The sequence below is a fragment of the Mesorhizobium sp. M0088 genome, from assembly GCF_040322895.1.
Classification (GTDB): Bacteria; Pseudomonadota; Alphaproteobacteria; order Rhizobiales; family Rhizobiaceae; genus Mesorhizobium.
On record NZ_JAMYUI010000006.1, the window covers coordinates 98,490 to 112,411 of the forward strand.

Annotated in this window: 12 protein-coding genes and 1 pseudogene; 6 read left to right on the forward strand and 7 right to left on the reverse strand. The window is 61.8% G+C overall.

Translation table 11 applies throughout. The annotated features are described in order from the left end of the window. The first annotated feature begins 26 nt into the window (after positions 1–26). The 4 genes from NKJ67_RS09220 (at position 27) to NKJ67_RS09235 (ending at position 4,717) form a co-directional block, all read left to right on the forward strand. Complete coding sequence (locus NKJ67_RS09220; RefSeq protein WP_502905191.1) at positions 27–1,541, forward strand: putative N-acetylmannosamine-6-phosphate 2-epimerase; 1,515 nt, start codon at positions 27–29, stop codon at positions 1,539–1,541. A gap of 49 nt (positions 1,542–1,590) precedes the next feature. Continuing rightward, positions 1,591–2,916 (forward strand): ABC transporter substrate-binding protein, encoded by a 1,326-nt coding sequence (locus NKJ67_RS09225; protein ID WP_502905190.1) that lies wholly within the window; start codon positions 1,591–1,593, stop codon positions 2,914–2,916. A 110-nt stretch (positions 2,917–3,026) separates the two neighbouring features. Continuing rightward, a complete protein-coding gene (locus NKJ67_RS09230; RefSeq protein ID WP_352581150.1) occupies positions 3,027–3,893 on the forward strand; it encodes a carbohydrate ABC transporter permease in 867 nt (288 codons plus the stop codon). Between the two features lie 2 nt (positions 3,894–3,895). Then, the gene (locus tag NKJ67_RS09235; protein WP_352581151.1) at positions 3,896–4,717 is read left to right on the forward strand and encodes a carbohydrate ABC transporter permease; all 822 of its coding nucleotides are present in this window, start codon (positions 3,896–3,898) and stop codon (positions 4,715–4,717) included. Here the strand turns inward: NKJ67_RS09235 and NKJ67_RS09240 are convergent. Then, positions 4,707–5,840, reverse strand: coding sequence for an NAD(P)/FAD-dependent oxidoreductase (locus NKJ67_RS09240; RefSeq protein WP_352581152.1), 1,134 nt, complete (start codon positions 5,838–5,840; stop codon positions 4,707–4,709). The genes NKJ67_RS09235 and NKJ67_RS09240 overlap by 11 nt on opposite strands. A 530-nt stretch (positions 5,841–6,370) precedes the next feature. On the opposite strand from NKJ67_RS09240, the pseudogene NKJ67_RS09245 reads away from it, so the two are divergent. Next, positions 6,371–6,553: pseudogene (locus NKJ67_RS09245) on the forward strand (GntR family transcriptional regulator); the annotation flags it as partial. A gap of 85 nt (positions 6,554–6,638) precedes the next feature. After that, a complete protein-coding gene (locus tag NKJ67_RS09250) occupies positions 6,639–6,827 on the forward strand; it encodes a hypothetical protein (RefSeq protein WP_127380980.1) in 189 nt (62 codons plus the stop codon). A gap of 165 nt (positions 6,828–6,992) precedes the next feature. Here NKJ67_RS09250 and NKJ67_RS09255 read toward each other — a convergent pair whose 3' ends face one another. From NKJ67_RS09255 to NKJ67_RS09280, 6 genes are all read right to left on the reverse strand, one after another. Next, positions 6,993–8,603: a GMC family oxidoreductase gene (locus NKJ67_RS09255; protein ID WP_352581153.1), complete on the reverse strand. Its 1,611-nt coding sequence runs from the start codon at positions 8,601–8,603 to the stop codon at positions 6,993–6,995. 56 nt (positions 8,604–8,659) lie between these two features. Beyond that, positions 8,660–9,691 (reverse strand): extracellular solute-binding protein, encoded by a 1,032-nt coding sequence (locus NKJ67_RS09260; RefSeq protein ID WP_128364216.1) that lies wholly within the window; start codon positions 9,689–9,691, stop codon positions 8,660–8,662. A 104-nt stretch (positions 9,692–9,795) separates the two neighbouring features. Next, positions 9,796–10,584: an ABC transporter permease gene (locus NKJ67_RS09265; RefSeq protein WP_127326471.1), complete on the reverse strand. Its 789-nt coding sequence runs from the start codon at positions 10,582–10,584 to the stop codon at positions 9,796–9,798. Beyond that, positions 10,581–11,498: an ABC transporter permease gene (locus NKJ67_RS09270; protein WP_352581154.1), complete on the reverse strand. Its 918-nt coding sequence runs from the start codon at positions 11,496–11,498 to the stop codon at positions 10,581–10,583. Before NKJ67_RS09270 ends, NKJ67_RS09265 begins: the two co-directional genes overlap by 4 nt. After that, complete coding sequence (locus NKJ67_RS09275; RefSeq protein ID WP_352581155.1) at positions 11,495–12,589, reverse strand: ABC transporter ATP-binding protein; 1,095 nt, start codon at positions 12,587–12,589, stop codon at positions 11,495–11,497. The genes NKJ67_RS09270 and NKJ67_RS09275 overlap by 4 nt, the downstream gene beginning before the upstream one ends. 93 nt (positions 12,590–12,682) lie before the next feature. Further along, entirely contained in the window at positions 12,683–13,813 is a 1,131-nt protein-coding gene (locus tag NKJ67_RS09280) for a branched-chain amino acid ABC transporter substrate-binding protein (protein ID WP_352581157.1), read from the reverse strand. Positions 13,814–13,922: the final 109 nt, after the last annotated feature.

A 13,922-nucleotide genomic window follows, 5' to 3' on the forward strand; every position in this document is an offset into this window, starting at 1 on the left:
CCTGCCAGCCGGTTCCCGGCGGCCCGATGGACAGTGCGCAGTTCGTGACGGGCTTTGCCAGGGCCGCTGTTGAAGCCGGAGCCAAGGCCCTGCGCATCGAATCCGTGCCCTATGTCGCGGCCGCCCGCCTGGCCGTCCGCGTGCCGATCATCGGTATCGTCAAGCGCGATCTCACCGACAGTCCCGTGCGCATCACACCCTATCTGGCCGATGTCGAGGCCCTGGCAGAGGCGGGCGCCGATATCATCGCTTTCGATGCGACGGAGCGTGTCCGTCCCGTTCCTGTCGAAGCGCTTGTGAAAGCCGTCAAGGCCAAGAACAAGCTGACCATGGCCGATTGCTCTTGCCTTGACGATGCGCGCCGGGCCCTTGCCGCGGGTGTCGATTTCGTCGGCACGACGCTTTCCGGCTATGTCGGCGGGCCGGAGCCGCAGGATCCGGATATCGCCCTCATCGCTGAAATGCGAACCCTGACCCCCTACGTCATTGCCGAAGGGCGTATCCGGTCGCCTGAGCAGGCGGCTGCCGCCGCGCGCGCCGGCGCCTGTGCCGTGGTTGTCGGCTCGGCGATCACCCGTACCGAGCACGTCACCTCATGGTTCCACCAGGCGCTTTCCGATGCCTATGCGGCGAGGGGCGCGCAAACCGCCCTTGGCACAAGTGTCCTGGGCCCAACCGTTCTGGGCCCATCCGTCCTGGGCCCATCCGTCCTGGGCATCGACATCGGGGGAACCAAGACGATGGCCGCGCTGGTCAGCGATGGCACGGTGATCGAGGACAAGATCGTGCGGACCGCGCGAGAGGCTGGACCCGACGCCTGGCTGGCATCCCTCGCGCAAAGCACGTCAGCCTGGTCGAGCCGCTTCAGCCGCATCGGCATTGCGGTGACCGGACTGGTGCAGGATGGACGCTGGTCGGCATTGAATCCGGCAACCCTTGGCATTCCCGACGGCTACCCGCTGGTCGAAAGGGCATCCGCTGTTTTCGGCAAGCCGGTCTGTGCGTTCAACGATGCCCAGGCGGCTGCCTGGGGCGAATACAAATTCGGCGCCGGGCAAGGTCGCGACATCGTCTTTCTGACCATCTCGACCGGAATTGGCGGCGGCATCGTTTGCAACGGCCGATTGCTGTCCGGTCTAGCCGGTCACTTCGGTCTGATCCGTGGCCTGTCTGAAGACCGGGCTCCGCTCGAAGACAGCACCTCCGGCCGCTGGATCGCTTCGGAGGCCCTCAAGGCCGGTTTCAAGGCCGACGCCGCCGATGTGTTCGGACACGCGCTGAAGGGCGAGGACTGGGCCGGCGCCATCGTCTCGCGGAGCGCCTCGCGGGTCGCGGCGCTATGCCGGGACATTCAGATGATGTTCGATCCGACATTGATCGTCATCGGCGGCAGCATAGGTCTTGCAGAAGGCTATCTCGACCGGGTGCGCGCACATCTGAGCGAGGTCCCGCCGCGCCTTTCCCCCGATCTCGTGGCGGCGAAGCTCGGAGGCCACGCCGGCGTCATCGGTGTTGCCGATCTCGCCGAATGGGCAAGGTAACGGCGCCCGGTCATGCCATGCAAAAATCATCAAAAAGAAGGGAACGATCATGAAATTGAGCAGGACATCTTTTGCGCTTATGGCCACCCTCCTTGCGGGGACGGCTTTGCCGACCTTTGCCAACGCAACCGTGACCGTGCTCGGCTGGCCTGGCGGCTCCGAGGAAACCGCACTGCGGGCAACCGTGGAAACCTACAACAAGCAGGCCAGTGATGCCGACAAGGTGGAGTTGCGGTTCTTCAACCGGGAAGGCTTTTACGACAAGCTGCAGGCTGACATGGCGGCCGGATCCAGTGCCTTCGACGTGAACCTCGTCGCCACCTACTCGCTCGGTCGCTACGCGCCCTATATGGAGCCGGTCGATCTTGGCGCGGGCGCGGCCAAGGTTTTCGGCGAATCCGTTCTCAAGACGATGCAGTTCGACGGCAAGCAATACGGCGTGCCGACAGACCTTTCGTTGCACTTCATGTACTACCGCAAGGATCTCATCGACGCCTTGATCGGGGATGACGCCGCCAAGAAGACCTATGGTGAAATCGCCCGGAAATATCTCGGCAAGCCGCTGCAGCCGAAAGACCCGGACAGCTGGACCTGGGACGACTGGGCGGCCACCGCCCTCTATTTCACCAAGCAGGTGAACCCCGACAGCCCGGTGCGTTATGGCACGGTCCTGCAGATGAAGAACCTGCTGTTCAACATGATGGTCTTCCAGTCCCTGCCGCGTTCCTACGGCGGCGACTGGATGGACAAGGACGGCAATGTCACGGTGGATTCCGATGCCTACAAGACCGGCCTCGAACTCTACAAGAAGCTCTATGATGCCGGTTCTTCGCCCAAGGATTCGCTGAGCTACGAATATGCGGAAACCAACGCGGCCTTCGCATCCGGCCAGGCCGCGACGGCGCTGCAGTGGAATGCCGCGGCGGCGGATCTGACCAGCACCGAAAAATCCCCGGCCGTCGCCGAGGTGACCGGGATCGTCGCACCGCCGGCAGGTCCCGACGGACGCGCCGATCACATCCACGGCCTTGGTTTGGGCCTCAACAAGAACGCCAAGAACAAGGAAGGCGCCGTCAAGTTCCTGAAGTGGCTCGCCACCGAGGATGCGGCCTTGCTCTATGCGCGCAGCGGCGGTTCGCCGGCATTGTCTCCCGATGTCGTCGCCAAGGTTGCGAAGGAACGTCCCGACCTCGTCAAGCTCGGCGAATTCGCCAGCAAGTACGGCTATGTCATGACCGGAGCGACGTCCGCGAGTGCGCTCCCGGTCTATGAACTGCAGGCAAAGGAGTTCACCGGCTACTGGTCCGGCCAGCAGAGCCTCGAGGACGCGCTCGCCCACACCAAGGCGGGCATGCAGGACCTTCTCAAGAAATGAACCATTTGCCGGACGCCGGGCCGAGGCCCGGTGTCCGGCGCGTTTGAGAAATGAACCATTTGCCGGACGCCGGGCCGAGGCCCGGTGTCCGGCGCGTTTGGCGGATCGACATGGCCCTTGTGACACGTGCCGAAGGCAGGATGTATCTGACGCCACTGGTCGGCTTCCTGCTTCTGTTTCTCGGCTTTCCGGCGATCGTCAATCTGATCTATTCCGTTTCGACCGTTAAATTCGAGACCTTGCGCAGTCCGGTGTTGAGCGGTTTCGGTAACTATGTCGCGGTGTTGAACGACCGCGAATTCTGGAGCTCGGCCTGGTTCTCTCTGCGCTTCGGTATTCTTACCGCATCGGCGGAATGTCTGATCGGCCTTTTCCTTGCCATCTTCCTGGCGCCGCTTCTGAGCAAGCGTCCAGTTCTGATGGCGCCGTTGATGCTGCCGCTGATGGTCGCGCCGGCCATGGTCGGTCTCATGTACCGGCTGGTGCTGCATGAATTCGCGGGCCCCGTCCCCTACTATCTCTTCGAATGGTTCGGCGACAGCCCGGCCTTCCTCGACATCGACAATGCCTTCCGCACCCTTGTCGTCGTGGAGACGCTACAATGGACGCCTTTCGCCTTCCTGCTCTTCTACATGGCCTATTCGGCCATACCGCTCGACGTGCGCGAAGCCTCCTCGCTCGATGGCGCATCACCGTTTGAGATCGTTCGGTGGATCGACCTGCCGTTGATGAAGCCGACGCTGGTCATCGCGTTTTTCATCCGTTTCATCGACGGTTTCCGGGTGTTCGACAATGTCTACGCACTGACCGGCAGTGGCGCTGGCGGTTCAACGACGTCCTTGTCGATCTACATCTACCAGGCCTTCTTCAAGGAAGGGGCTATCGGCAAGGCGGTCGCCGCTTCGGTTGTCTTGTTCCTGGCGTCGTTCATCGTTCTCCACGGCCTTAACCGGCTTGCCGGCCGCAGGAAGCGTTGACGATGGTCAGGGCACTGCGCTGGATCGTTTTTGCCATCGCCGTGCTGGCGATGAATTTCCCCATTATCGTGACGCTGATCACATCGCTCAAAAGCCAGCGCGAGCTTTCGACGAACCCCGGTTTGTGGATCAGCCAGCCGACGCTCGACAATTATCTGGAGGTCCTGACGCAGACCAGCCGCTTCAACATCTATGCCTATCTGCTGAACAGCACCGTGGCGGCGCTGATCGGAACCGGCCTTGCGATCGTGCTCGCGTTCCCGGCTGCCTATGCGATCGCGCGTAGCGAGGCGGGAAAGCGCTTGGTCCTGCCGATCGTCATCAACCTTCGCGCCGTACCGCTGATCATCTTCGCGATCCCGCTTTACATGATGTACCAGTGGCTGGGCCTGCTCGATACGCAGATCGGGCTCGGGCTCATCCTGACCATCGTCAACGCGCCGCTTGCGCTCGTCATCCTGGTGAACGCGATTTCAGATGTACCGGTCGAACTCGACGAGGCGGCGAAAGTCGATGGCGCAAGTTCCTTGCAGGTGATGATGATGATCGTCCGGCCCGTCATCCGACCGGCGCTGGTCACAACCTTCATTTTCGGCTTCATCACTGCCTGGAACGAGTTCCTCTTCGGTCTCATGCTGACAACCAGCCGTGCCGTGCCGATGACGGTCGGCGCGTCCTTCTTCTTCGCCGCAAGCGGCGGCGGCGTAAAATGGGGAACCGCTTCCGCGGTCATGATGCTGGGTGCCTTGCCGCCGGCCTTGCTGGGTCTTGTGATGTATCGGCAGATATCAGGATCCATGACCGCTGGAGCGATCAAAGGCTAAAGCAAGACGAGTTCGTCGTTCTGACTAGTTGGACAACCCTATCCGACAGGGCGAGCGCACTTGTCAGGCCAGGTGACTCGATTCCGAAAAGACTGATCAGCCGTCCGGACGGATCTGCCAGAATGTCGAAATCGCCGAACTGCAACCCGTTCGTTTTAGGCCGCAGCCCGCAATAGCTCGGCTCCAGTTCCCCGTCCCTCAGCCCCGGCCAATAGCGTCGGATGGCCGCGTAAAATGGTGTGGCCCGAGTTGGGTCGATCGCGTAGCCGACCTCATCGACGGGCTCGACGTCCGGCCCGAAACGAACCGATCCGGCCATATCCAGCGTCAGGTGAACTCCGAGGCCGCCTGGTTCCGGAACCGGATAAACAAGATGGTTGAAGGACGGGCGGCGTCCAAGCGCAAAATAATTGCCTTTGACGTAGGTGACATCTGGGATTTTGCCGCCATGCCCGCCCGCAAGGCTCCGGGCAACGAGATGGGCTGACAATCCGGCCGCATTGATGACCAGATTTGCGGCGATCCTATAGCCTTCCATATCGCCGCCAAACTGGAGCTCGCAGCCCGTTTTGTCGACGCTGCCGCCGAGAACCGGCGCGCGAAACGCAAAGGTGGCACCGGCATTCTCGGCATCGCCCTGTAGCCCCAGCATCAGCGCGCGGCTGTCGACGATCCCCGTGCTTGGGGACAAAAGCGCGCCGGCAACATCCAGTTCAGGCTCAAGGCGTTCCACATCCGCGCGGCTGAGCATCTCCAGGTCCGCAACACCATTGTCCGCAGCCTTGGTCCGGATCCCCTCCAGGATCGGCAATTCCGCGTCGCTGGTAGCGACGATCAGCTTGCCGATGCGTTGGTGCGGAATCCCGCGCGCTTCGCAATAGCGGTAAAGCGCGTTCTTTCCTTCGACGCATAGCTGCGCTTTCAGGCTGCCCTTCGGATAGTAGATGCCGGCATGGATGACCTCGCTGTTGCGGCTCGACGTGCCCAGCCCTGGGCTGTCCTCGGCCTCCACGACAAGAACTTCGCGTCCATCGAGCGCCAGCCGCCGCGCAATCGCCAGGCCGACGACGCCGGCGCCGATGACAATGCAATCGACTTTCTCGTCGGGGACCTCCATCGTCATTCGCCAGCCCCTGGGGCACAATGCAGGACGTGCAAGCAGGCCTCACCAGAATTCCGGCCCGCCGAAAGCACCACAAGCATGACATGTCACTCCATCGGCCGTTTCTGTCCGAGCGTGCAACGAAATAAAGCACCGCGATTGCGGCAAATACCATGATGTTGGTGATCGACGAAGCGCATAGAGCTCCGGCTTGACGCCATAGCGCAGTGCGCTCCAGGCGACCGATGGCATGGTAGGCGTGGCGCCGGGTAGAACGAGATATTCGGGCCATTGAGCGACAGCACGAAGGCTACGATCAGGCTGCCAAATAAGCCCGACCATGCAGGAATGCGTCATCGCCATCGATTATCGAGGCACGCCGGACAAGCTGGTCGCGGATTTCATTTCGGTGGTAAACCGCGTCTCCCAAGGCCACGATAGCCAAGTTGCGATGTAGTGGCGCGCCATGTTTGTCGTGTCCATGTCTTCGGAATACGCATGCGGTTCGGCTTCGATCCGGCTCGGCCCGGCGGCGCGCATGCAGGGTCAGTATGACCGCAGCCTCGCCGCTCCAGGAACGCATTCGCAATCAGCTTCGGGCTCAGTTCTTCGAGCGAATTCAAGTCGGTGAGCGGATCAACGAGGCGGAGATCGCGGCGACCCTTGGCGTCTCGCGTACACCTGTGCGTCACGCTCTGGTGCAATTGCAGGGCGAAGGGGTCGTAAGTTACGAGCCCAACCGCGGCTCGATTGCTCGAAGCGACGCAGCCGGGCGCTCGCCAAGATCAGGTGGGATCGCTTTCTCTCGACGAGAAAGTGATGCGCGACATGGCACTCGGTGTCCTGGATGGGATCATCAGCGAGCGGGCACTGCTGGCGCGCTACAATGCGACGCCGGGCGCGCTGACCTCGACGTTGCGCCGGCTGATGCGCGACCAACTCGCCGAACCGTCTCCCGAAGGCCGACATCGAAAGGCTGCTGCGCGAGATCAACGGCGAGGCGGATGAGCGGGACGATCAAGCCGCTTGAATTCGACGGCGCGTGCCCGCCGCAGCCCAGCTGCAAAAGCGCCGGTTCAATGTTTGATTCACTGAACCGCTCCAACTCATTGTTTTTGCGCGGCTACTGAAGGAAGGCCGCTGCACGCCTTTCCTGGAGTTGCGCTACAGAAATTATCCCCGGCCCAGGATCATCTCCGCTGCCCGGTGCCCGATCATCATGCTGGGGGCATTGGTGTTGCCGCCGATCAGCTTCGGCATCACGGACGCATCCGCGACCCGCAAGCCACCGATGCCGCGCACCTTGAGCGTTGCCGGGTCGACGACGGCCATCGCATCGGTCCCCATCTTGCACGTCCCCACCGGATGATAGACGGTGAGCGCTTCGGCACGCAGATAGGCGAGGATCTCGTCATCGCTGCGAACATCCTTGCCCGGCAGCATCTCCGTCCCCCTGATCGGGTCGAACTCGGATGCGGCAAAGATTTGACGCGCGATCTTGATGCCTTCGACCAACACCCTGGCATCCTCGTCGTTCGAGAAGAAGCGATGATCGATCAGCACATCCCGGTTCGATGCCTGGCCTGACAGTTTGAGTTCGCCGACGCTTTTGGGCCTGAGCACGCAGGTGTGGATTGCGTAGCCATGGCCGTACTCCACCAGCCTGCCGCGATGGCTGCGATAGCCGGGCACGAAATGGAACTGGATGTCGGGAATGCCGTTCGCATACTTCGTCCGGGCAAAGCCGCCGGCTTCGACGTAGTTGGTGGTGAGCATGCCCTTGCGGCCGGCAAAATACCGGAAGGGCGCAGCCAGCACGCGGGGCAGGTTGGGCAGCGACAGGCCGAGCGTCTTCGTACTCGAGGAGCGGACCGTGATCATGCCGTCGATATGGTCCTGAAGGTTCTTGCCCACGCCCGGCAGATCGACAACCGGCTTTATACCGATCGCCTGCAGCTCGGCGGCTGCGCCGATGCCGGACGCCAGCAAGATCTTCGGTGAATTGATCGCCCCGGCCGAAAGCACGATTTCGCGGCGGGCCGACAGCGTCTTCTGCTCGCCCTTGTACCGCACCCGTACCCCTGTCGCGCGTTCCTCGGCTATATCGAGGTCGATCACTTCGCATTCGCTGAGGATTGTGAGATTCTTGCGATCGAGCACCGGGCGCATGAAGGCGGTGAAACTGCTGAAGCGCTGGCCGCGATCCTGGGTGACATTGTAGATGCCGAGGCCGAACTGGCTTTCGGCATTGAAGTCGCTGTTGGCCGGAAGACCGGCATTGTTGCCGGCCTTGACGAACATCGACGACAGCACATTCGGATCGCGCGGCTTGTCGACCAGCAGTTCCCCGCCTGTACCGTGGTAGTGCGGGTCCTGGCCAAGCAGGTTGCGCTCGAGCTTCTTGAAGACGGGAAGCACGTCGCTGAATGCCCAGCCTGCGCAGCCGAGTCGCGACCACTCGTCATAGTCCTGCGCGGCGCCCCTGATGTAGACCATCGAGTTGATGGAACTGGAGCCGCCCAGCGCCTTGCCGCGATTGACCGGAATCCTGCGGCCGTTGAGGTTGGGCTGAGGCACGCCGACATAGCAGTAGTCATAGTTCGGATTGCCGTAGAGCGAGAGGATGCCGGCAGGCACCTTGACCCGCAGCCCGCTATCGCTGCCGCCGGCTTCGATCAGGCACACTTTGTGGGACGGGCTGGCGCTCAGGCGATTGGCAAGGACACAACCGGCCGAGCCTGCGCCGATGACGATGTAATCGTAGTCAAGATTTTCGGTCTGCATGGCCAGCCCCTTTGAGAATGGAGATGCCGGGGCGGCGCGCGCCCCGGCTGAGCGGCTCATTGCAGAAGCTGCGTCCAGACCTTGGTGACGAGTTCCTGCGCCGCCGGCGAGCAGGCCTGGCCCATCTTGACGGGAACGGTCGGGAACAGCTCCGGAGCGTTCTCCTTGTTGTAGAGCGCCTTGCTCTCGTCGATCTTCACCGGCGAAGAGTGGCCGTAATAATTGTACTGCGCCGTCGCGTTGTCGATCTGGGTCATGAAATCGATGAACTTCTTGGCGTTCTCGATATTGGCCGCGCCCTTCGGCACGACATAGGAATCCAGCCAGCCGACCAGACCTTCTTTCGGCATCGCGTATTCGACATTGGCCTTGTCGTTGCGGCGAAGCCTCATGGTGTTGCCGTCCCACCAGAAATGGGCGGCAACCTCGCCGCTGCCGATGCGGTTTTCGATGTTGTCGCTGGAATAGGCCGCCACGAATGGCTTCTGCGCCAGCAAGAGGTCGAGCACGCGCTTCATCTCCTGCGGGTCTTCGCTGCAATATTTGATGCCGAGATAGTTTTCCGCTGCCGGAATGACTTCGTCGGGCTGCGCCAGGCTGGCGATCTTGCCGCGCAGCTCCGCCGGTGGCTCGAAATAGGTCTTCCAGCTGTCGACCGGGCCTTTGTAGAGGTCGCGGTTGACGGTGTAGCCGGCATTGCCGAAGGCGAGCGGGATCGAATGATTGCCTGTCGCATCCCACCACGGTTTCTGCCAGTCCGGCAGGACTTGGCTGTAGGCCGCCATCGAACTGGCGCCGAAATCCTCAAGCAGCCCGCTGTCGATCATGATCTTCACGAAGTGCTGCGAAGGCGTGACGATGTCGTAGCCCGACGAGCCGGCCTGCAGCTTGGTCAGCAGGTCCTCGTTGGATGAGAAGGCGTCGACCGTGACCTTTATGCCGGTTTCCTTCTCGAATTTCGTGACCATCTCGGGCGAGATGGAATCCGCCCACGCGTAGATGGCCAGGCTGCCCTCGGCGACAGCGGGCGCGCTAAAGGCGAGGCTCATGGCACCGGCCATGGCGAGCGCTGCAATTTTGGTCGTCATGTCATTCCCCTGTTTGTTGTTCTCCCAGGGGCGACGATAACAAACCGTCGGGTTCGATAAATTCGATTTGCCCGACGCCTTGATTAGGAAAAACTACGCCGCTGCTATTGCCGTCGCTGAAGCACGAAGGCCACGGTCGCCAGCACCACCGAAACAATCATGATCAAGGTCGAGATTGCGTTGAGCTGCGGCGACACGCCCTGCTTGATCAGTGAGAAAATGTAGACCGGCAGCGTGGTGGCGCCGCCGGAATTCAACAGGTTGCTGGTGATGAAATCATCCATCGAGATGACGAAGGCGAGCATGGCGCCGGCGAAAACACCCGGCAGGATGAGCGGCAGCGTGACGCGACGAAAGGCGACCCAACCGGTTGCATAGAGATCGCGGGCGGCTTCCTCCAGATCGAAGTCCATTCCCTGCAGGCGGGCGCGTATCGGCAGGAAGGCGAACGGGATGCAGAAGGTGGTGTGGGCGATCATCAGCTTCACCATTCCGTTGGCGAGCCCGATCTCGGAGAAGAGGATCAGGACGGCGACAGCAACGACGATTTCGGGCAGGAGCAGCGGCAGGTTCACCACCGCTTCGGAGATGCGGCGGAACCGGACATCGCGGCCGCGCACCAGCACCAATGCCGCCATCAACGCGACAAGGGTCGAGGCGACTGTGGCGACCGTGGCGACGAGCAGGGAGGTCTTCACCGCTGTCATCAGGTTCGCGTTGGACAAAGCGGTGGCGTACCAGTGCAATGAGAAGCCGCCCCAATTGGAGACGATCCGGTTCGCGTTGAAAGAGTAGAACACCACGACGGCGATGGGCAAATAGAGATAGGCGAAGAAGATCGCGCTGAAGAGACCGAAGCCCGGATAGCGCCTGACATCATCGTCCGCGTTCATGCCGCACGCTCCAGGCCTTCGGTGCGCATCGAGCGCAGACCCTGGAAAATCAGGAAGACCATGACCGCGGCCATCAGCACGATGGCGATGGCGGCGCCGAGCGGCCAGTTGCGGGCGCCACCGAACTGTAGCTGGATGAGATTGCCCATCATCATGGTCTTGCCGCCGCCGAGCAGGGTCGGCTCCAGGACCGCGCCGAGGCTTGGAACGAACACCAGGATCGCGCCGGCGATCATGCCGGGCCGGGTGAGGGGCAGGATAACGCGGCGCAATGTGGTGAGGCGGTTGCCATAGAGATCATGCGACGCCTCGATGAGCGCAGGGTCGAGCTTCTCGATCGAGGCGAAGATCGGCAGGATCATCAGCGGAATGTAGCTGTAGACGAGACCGAGCAGCATGGCGGTGTTGCCGAACAGCAGCGAGTCCATGTTGTCGACGAGGCCGAGACCGCGAAGGGTCTTTTCGACGACACCGTCCTTGCCCAGGATGATGATCCAGGAATAGACGCGCACGATCATCGAAACCCAGAATGGCAGCGTGACGAGATAGATCAGCAGCACTTTGATCGCCGGCCGCTGCAGCGCGATGAAATAGGCGACCGGGAAGCTCAGAAGCAGGCAGATCGATGTTGTCACGGCCGACAGGACCAGCGTTCTGGCAACAACGATGAGATATTGCGGATTGAACTCCATCTCGCCGGTCCAGCCTTCGTTGAACAAAAGCTGCTTGTACGGCGCGGTGGTGAACACGTATTCGAACCCGCCGTAAGGTCCACGCGTCGAGAACGACACCACGATGATGATACCGATCGGGATGATCAGCGTCAGCAGCATGATGAGATGGGCCGGCAGCAGGCCGAGGACATTCCCGCTAGGAACTTTGGGCCAGTCCGGATTCTTGTTGGATGGCTTCATGCGCCGAGGATCCGCACGGATTCGGCGGCAAAGCCGACTTTTACCGATTGCCCGATTTCGAACATCTGGCCGCGGCTGACGCTGTTGCGCTTGGAGATGCGCAGCTTGGTGCCGCCCGCTTCAATCAGATAGTATGTGTAGCCGCCGAGATAGTTGGTGCTCATGATCGTGCCGTCGACAGCGATCGGGTTGTCCTGCGCGGGCAGGCTAATTTTCTCCGGACGTATCGAGATGAAGGCCTTCTGGCCGGCGACCGCTTTCTTGTGAGAGGCCGTCAAGGTCATGCCGAGCTGCGTTTTCACGGTTGCCTGCTCGCCGTCCACGGCAATCACGTCAGCATCGAGGAAGTTGGTCTCGCCGATGAAATCGGCGACGAAGCGGTTCGACGGCTCCTCGTAGATCGCCGCGGGTGTGCCAAGCTGCTGGATCTCGCCATCGCCGAGAACGCAGATGCGATCCGACATGTCGAGCGCTTCTTCCTGGTCGTGGGTGACGAAGACGAAGGTGATGCCGGTCTTGCGCTGCAGGATGCGCAGCTCGTCGCGCATGGCCTGGCGCAGCTTCAGGTCGAGTGCCGAGAGCGGTTCGTCGAGCAGCAGCACTTCCGGTTCCGGCGCCAGGGCGCGGGCGAGCGCGACGCGCTGGCGCTGGCCGCCCGACAATTGCTGCGGCTTGCGCCCGGCAAAGGCCTCCATATGGACGAGACGAAGCATATCGGCGACGCGCGCATCGCGGCGGCCCTTTGACCAGCCGAGGTTTTCGAGCCCGAAGCCGATGTTCTGTTCGACGCTCATATGCGGAAACAGGGCGTCGCTCTGGAAGACGGTGTTGACCCGCCGCTTATGCGGGGGGAGTCCCTGTATGTCCGAGCCGTGCAGGAAAATCTGCCCCGCCGTCGGCTGCTCGAAACCGGCGATCATGCGCAGCAGGGTGGTCTTGCCGCAGCCGCTCGGGCCGAGCAGCGTGAAGAACTCGTTGTCGTAGATGTCGAAGGAAACAGGCTTCAGCGCCTGATAGGTGCCGAACACCTTGGAGACGCCCTTGATCTCGACGGCCTTTCGAGGTGCGCCGTGGCCAGCCTCGTCATTCATGGTCAGGCGCTCCGGTCAGGACTTTTGCGAGCTCGGCGATGAAGGTGATCAACGCCGCGCCACTGAGAACGGGCGCGGCGTCGATCAGGTAAGTTACATCTTCTCCCATTTGCCGCTGCGGACGACGAACATGTCGATGTCGATGGCCATGTTGGTCTGTCCGTTGGCATCGAACGAGACGTCTCCCAGAATGCCATCGTGGTGGATGTCACGAATGGCCTTGCTCAGCGCCTCCTTGTCGTCGAGGCCTTTTTCCTTGATGACCTGAAGCAGGATCTGCGTCGCCTCGTAGGCATATTTCGCATAGGAGCCGGCGGGATCGGGATAAGCCTTGGTTTCATAGGCCTTGTTGAATTCCTCGAGCTTGGGGTTCGACTGGACGGCCGGAGTTCCGGCGATGGTGCCCTCGGCGGCAGCTCCCGCGATCTCGATGAATTTCGGGTCGTAGATGCCTGAAATTCCGTACATCGGCAGATTGCCCATGCCGAGGTCGGCCATCTGGCTGCGCACCAGCGCTGCTTCGGTGACGACGCCGCCGAAATAGACCGCGTCGGGCGACGCTGCCTTCGCGGTAGTCAGCATGGCGCGGAAATCGGTCGTGCCGACAGCCGCGGCATCCGAAGAAACGACCTCGCCGCCGGCCGCCTTGAAGAAATCGCCGAACCATTTGGTGTTGGCCGCACCGTAGTCGGTGGTGTCGGAGATGATGGCGATTTTCTTGATCTTGCCTTGCTTGGCGATGGCTTCGGCCAGCGGCTTGTTCTCGTTGACCAGCGTCGGCGTGACGCGGGTCACGTTCGGGAAGTTCTGTTCGGTAATCTTCGGGCTGACCGCGCCCCAGACGATGAACGGCATCTGCGAGCGGTTGAAGACCGGGATCGTCGCCAACGCGACCGAGCTGTTCCAATGCCCCGTTGCCGCGACCACCGCGGGATCGTTGACCAGCTTCTGCGCCGCCGAAACGCCGACGGCCGGATCGGAGGCGTCATCGAGCACGACGCCTTCCACCTGGTGCGGATAGCCGCTGGCATTGGCCTGCTTGATGGCGAGCAGGAAGCCGTTGCGGGCGCCGAGGCCCTGCTGGGCGTTGCCGCCGGAGAGCGGCCCGATGAAGCCGAGCTTGATCTGGTCGGCCTGCGCCTGGGCGGCGCCCAGGGCGATGGCAAACAGAGAGCCGGCCAGAATTGACGATACGCGGATAAGCGCACTGCGCCTGTTTTGCATGGTTCCACCTCAAACAGAATTATCTGCCGCCGTCGTAGCGACCCGGCCGATCGTGATCGTCGGCTGATCATCAGTGTACGGGCGCGTATTCAGTGACGAAATTCGGAAA

Excerpts from the sequence above, each read along its gene's own strand:
- NKJ67_RS09275 (WP_352581155.1), bottom strand. The coding sequence starts at position 12,589 with ATGAATGACGAGGCTGGCCACGGCGCACCTCGAAAGGCCGTCGAGATC.
- NKJ67_RS09260 (WP_128364216.1), bottom strand. The coding sequence starts at position 9,691 with ATGACGACCAAAATTGCAGCGCTCGCCATGGCCGGTGCCATGAGCCTC.
- NKJ67_RS09230 (WP_352581150.1), top strand. The coding sequence starts at position 3,027 with ATGGCCCTTGTGACACGTGCCGAAGGCAGGATGTATCTGACGCCACTG.
- NKJ67_RS09255 (WP_352581153.1), bottom strand. The coding sequence starts at position 8,603 with ATGCAGACCGAAAATCTTGACTACGATTACATCGTCATCGGCGCAGGC.
- NKJ67_RS09220 (WP_502905191.1), top strand. The coding sequence starts at position 27 with ATGGACAGTGCGCAGTTCGTGACGGGCTTTGCCAGGGCCGCTGTTGAA.
- NKJ67_RS09225 (WP_502905190.1), top strand. The coding sequence starts at position 1,591 with ATGAAATTGAGCAGGACATCTTTTGCGCTTATGGCCACCCTCCTTGCG.
- NKJ67_RS09280 (WP_352581157.1), bottom strand. The coding sequence starts at position 13,813 with ATGCAAAACAGGCGCAGTGCGCTTATCCGCGTATCGTCAATTCTGGCC.
- NKJ67_RS09240 (WP_352581152.1), bottom strand. The coding sequence starts at position 5,840 with ATGACGATGGAGGTCCCCGACGAGAAAGTCGATTGCATTGTCATCGGC.
- NKJ67_RS09270 (WP_352581154.1), bottom strand. The coding sequence starts at position 11,498 with ATGAAGCCATCCAACAAGAATCCGGACTGGCCCAAAGTTCCTAGCGGG.
- NKJ67_RS09265 (WP_127326471.1), bottom strand. The coding sequence starts at position 10,584 with ATGAACGCGGACGATGATGTCAGGCGCTATCCGGGCTTCGGTCTCTTC.
- NKJ67_RS09235 (WP_352581151.1), top strand. The coding sequence starts at position 3,896 with ATGGTCAGGGCACTGCGCTGGATCGTTTTTGCCATCGCCGTGCTGGCG.
- NKJ67_RS09250 (WP_127380980.1), top strand. The coding sequence starts at position 6,639 with ATGCGCGACATGGCACTCGGTGTCCTGGATGGGATCATCAGCGAGCGG.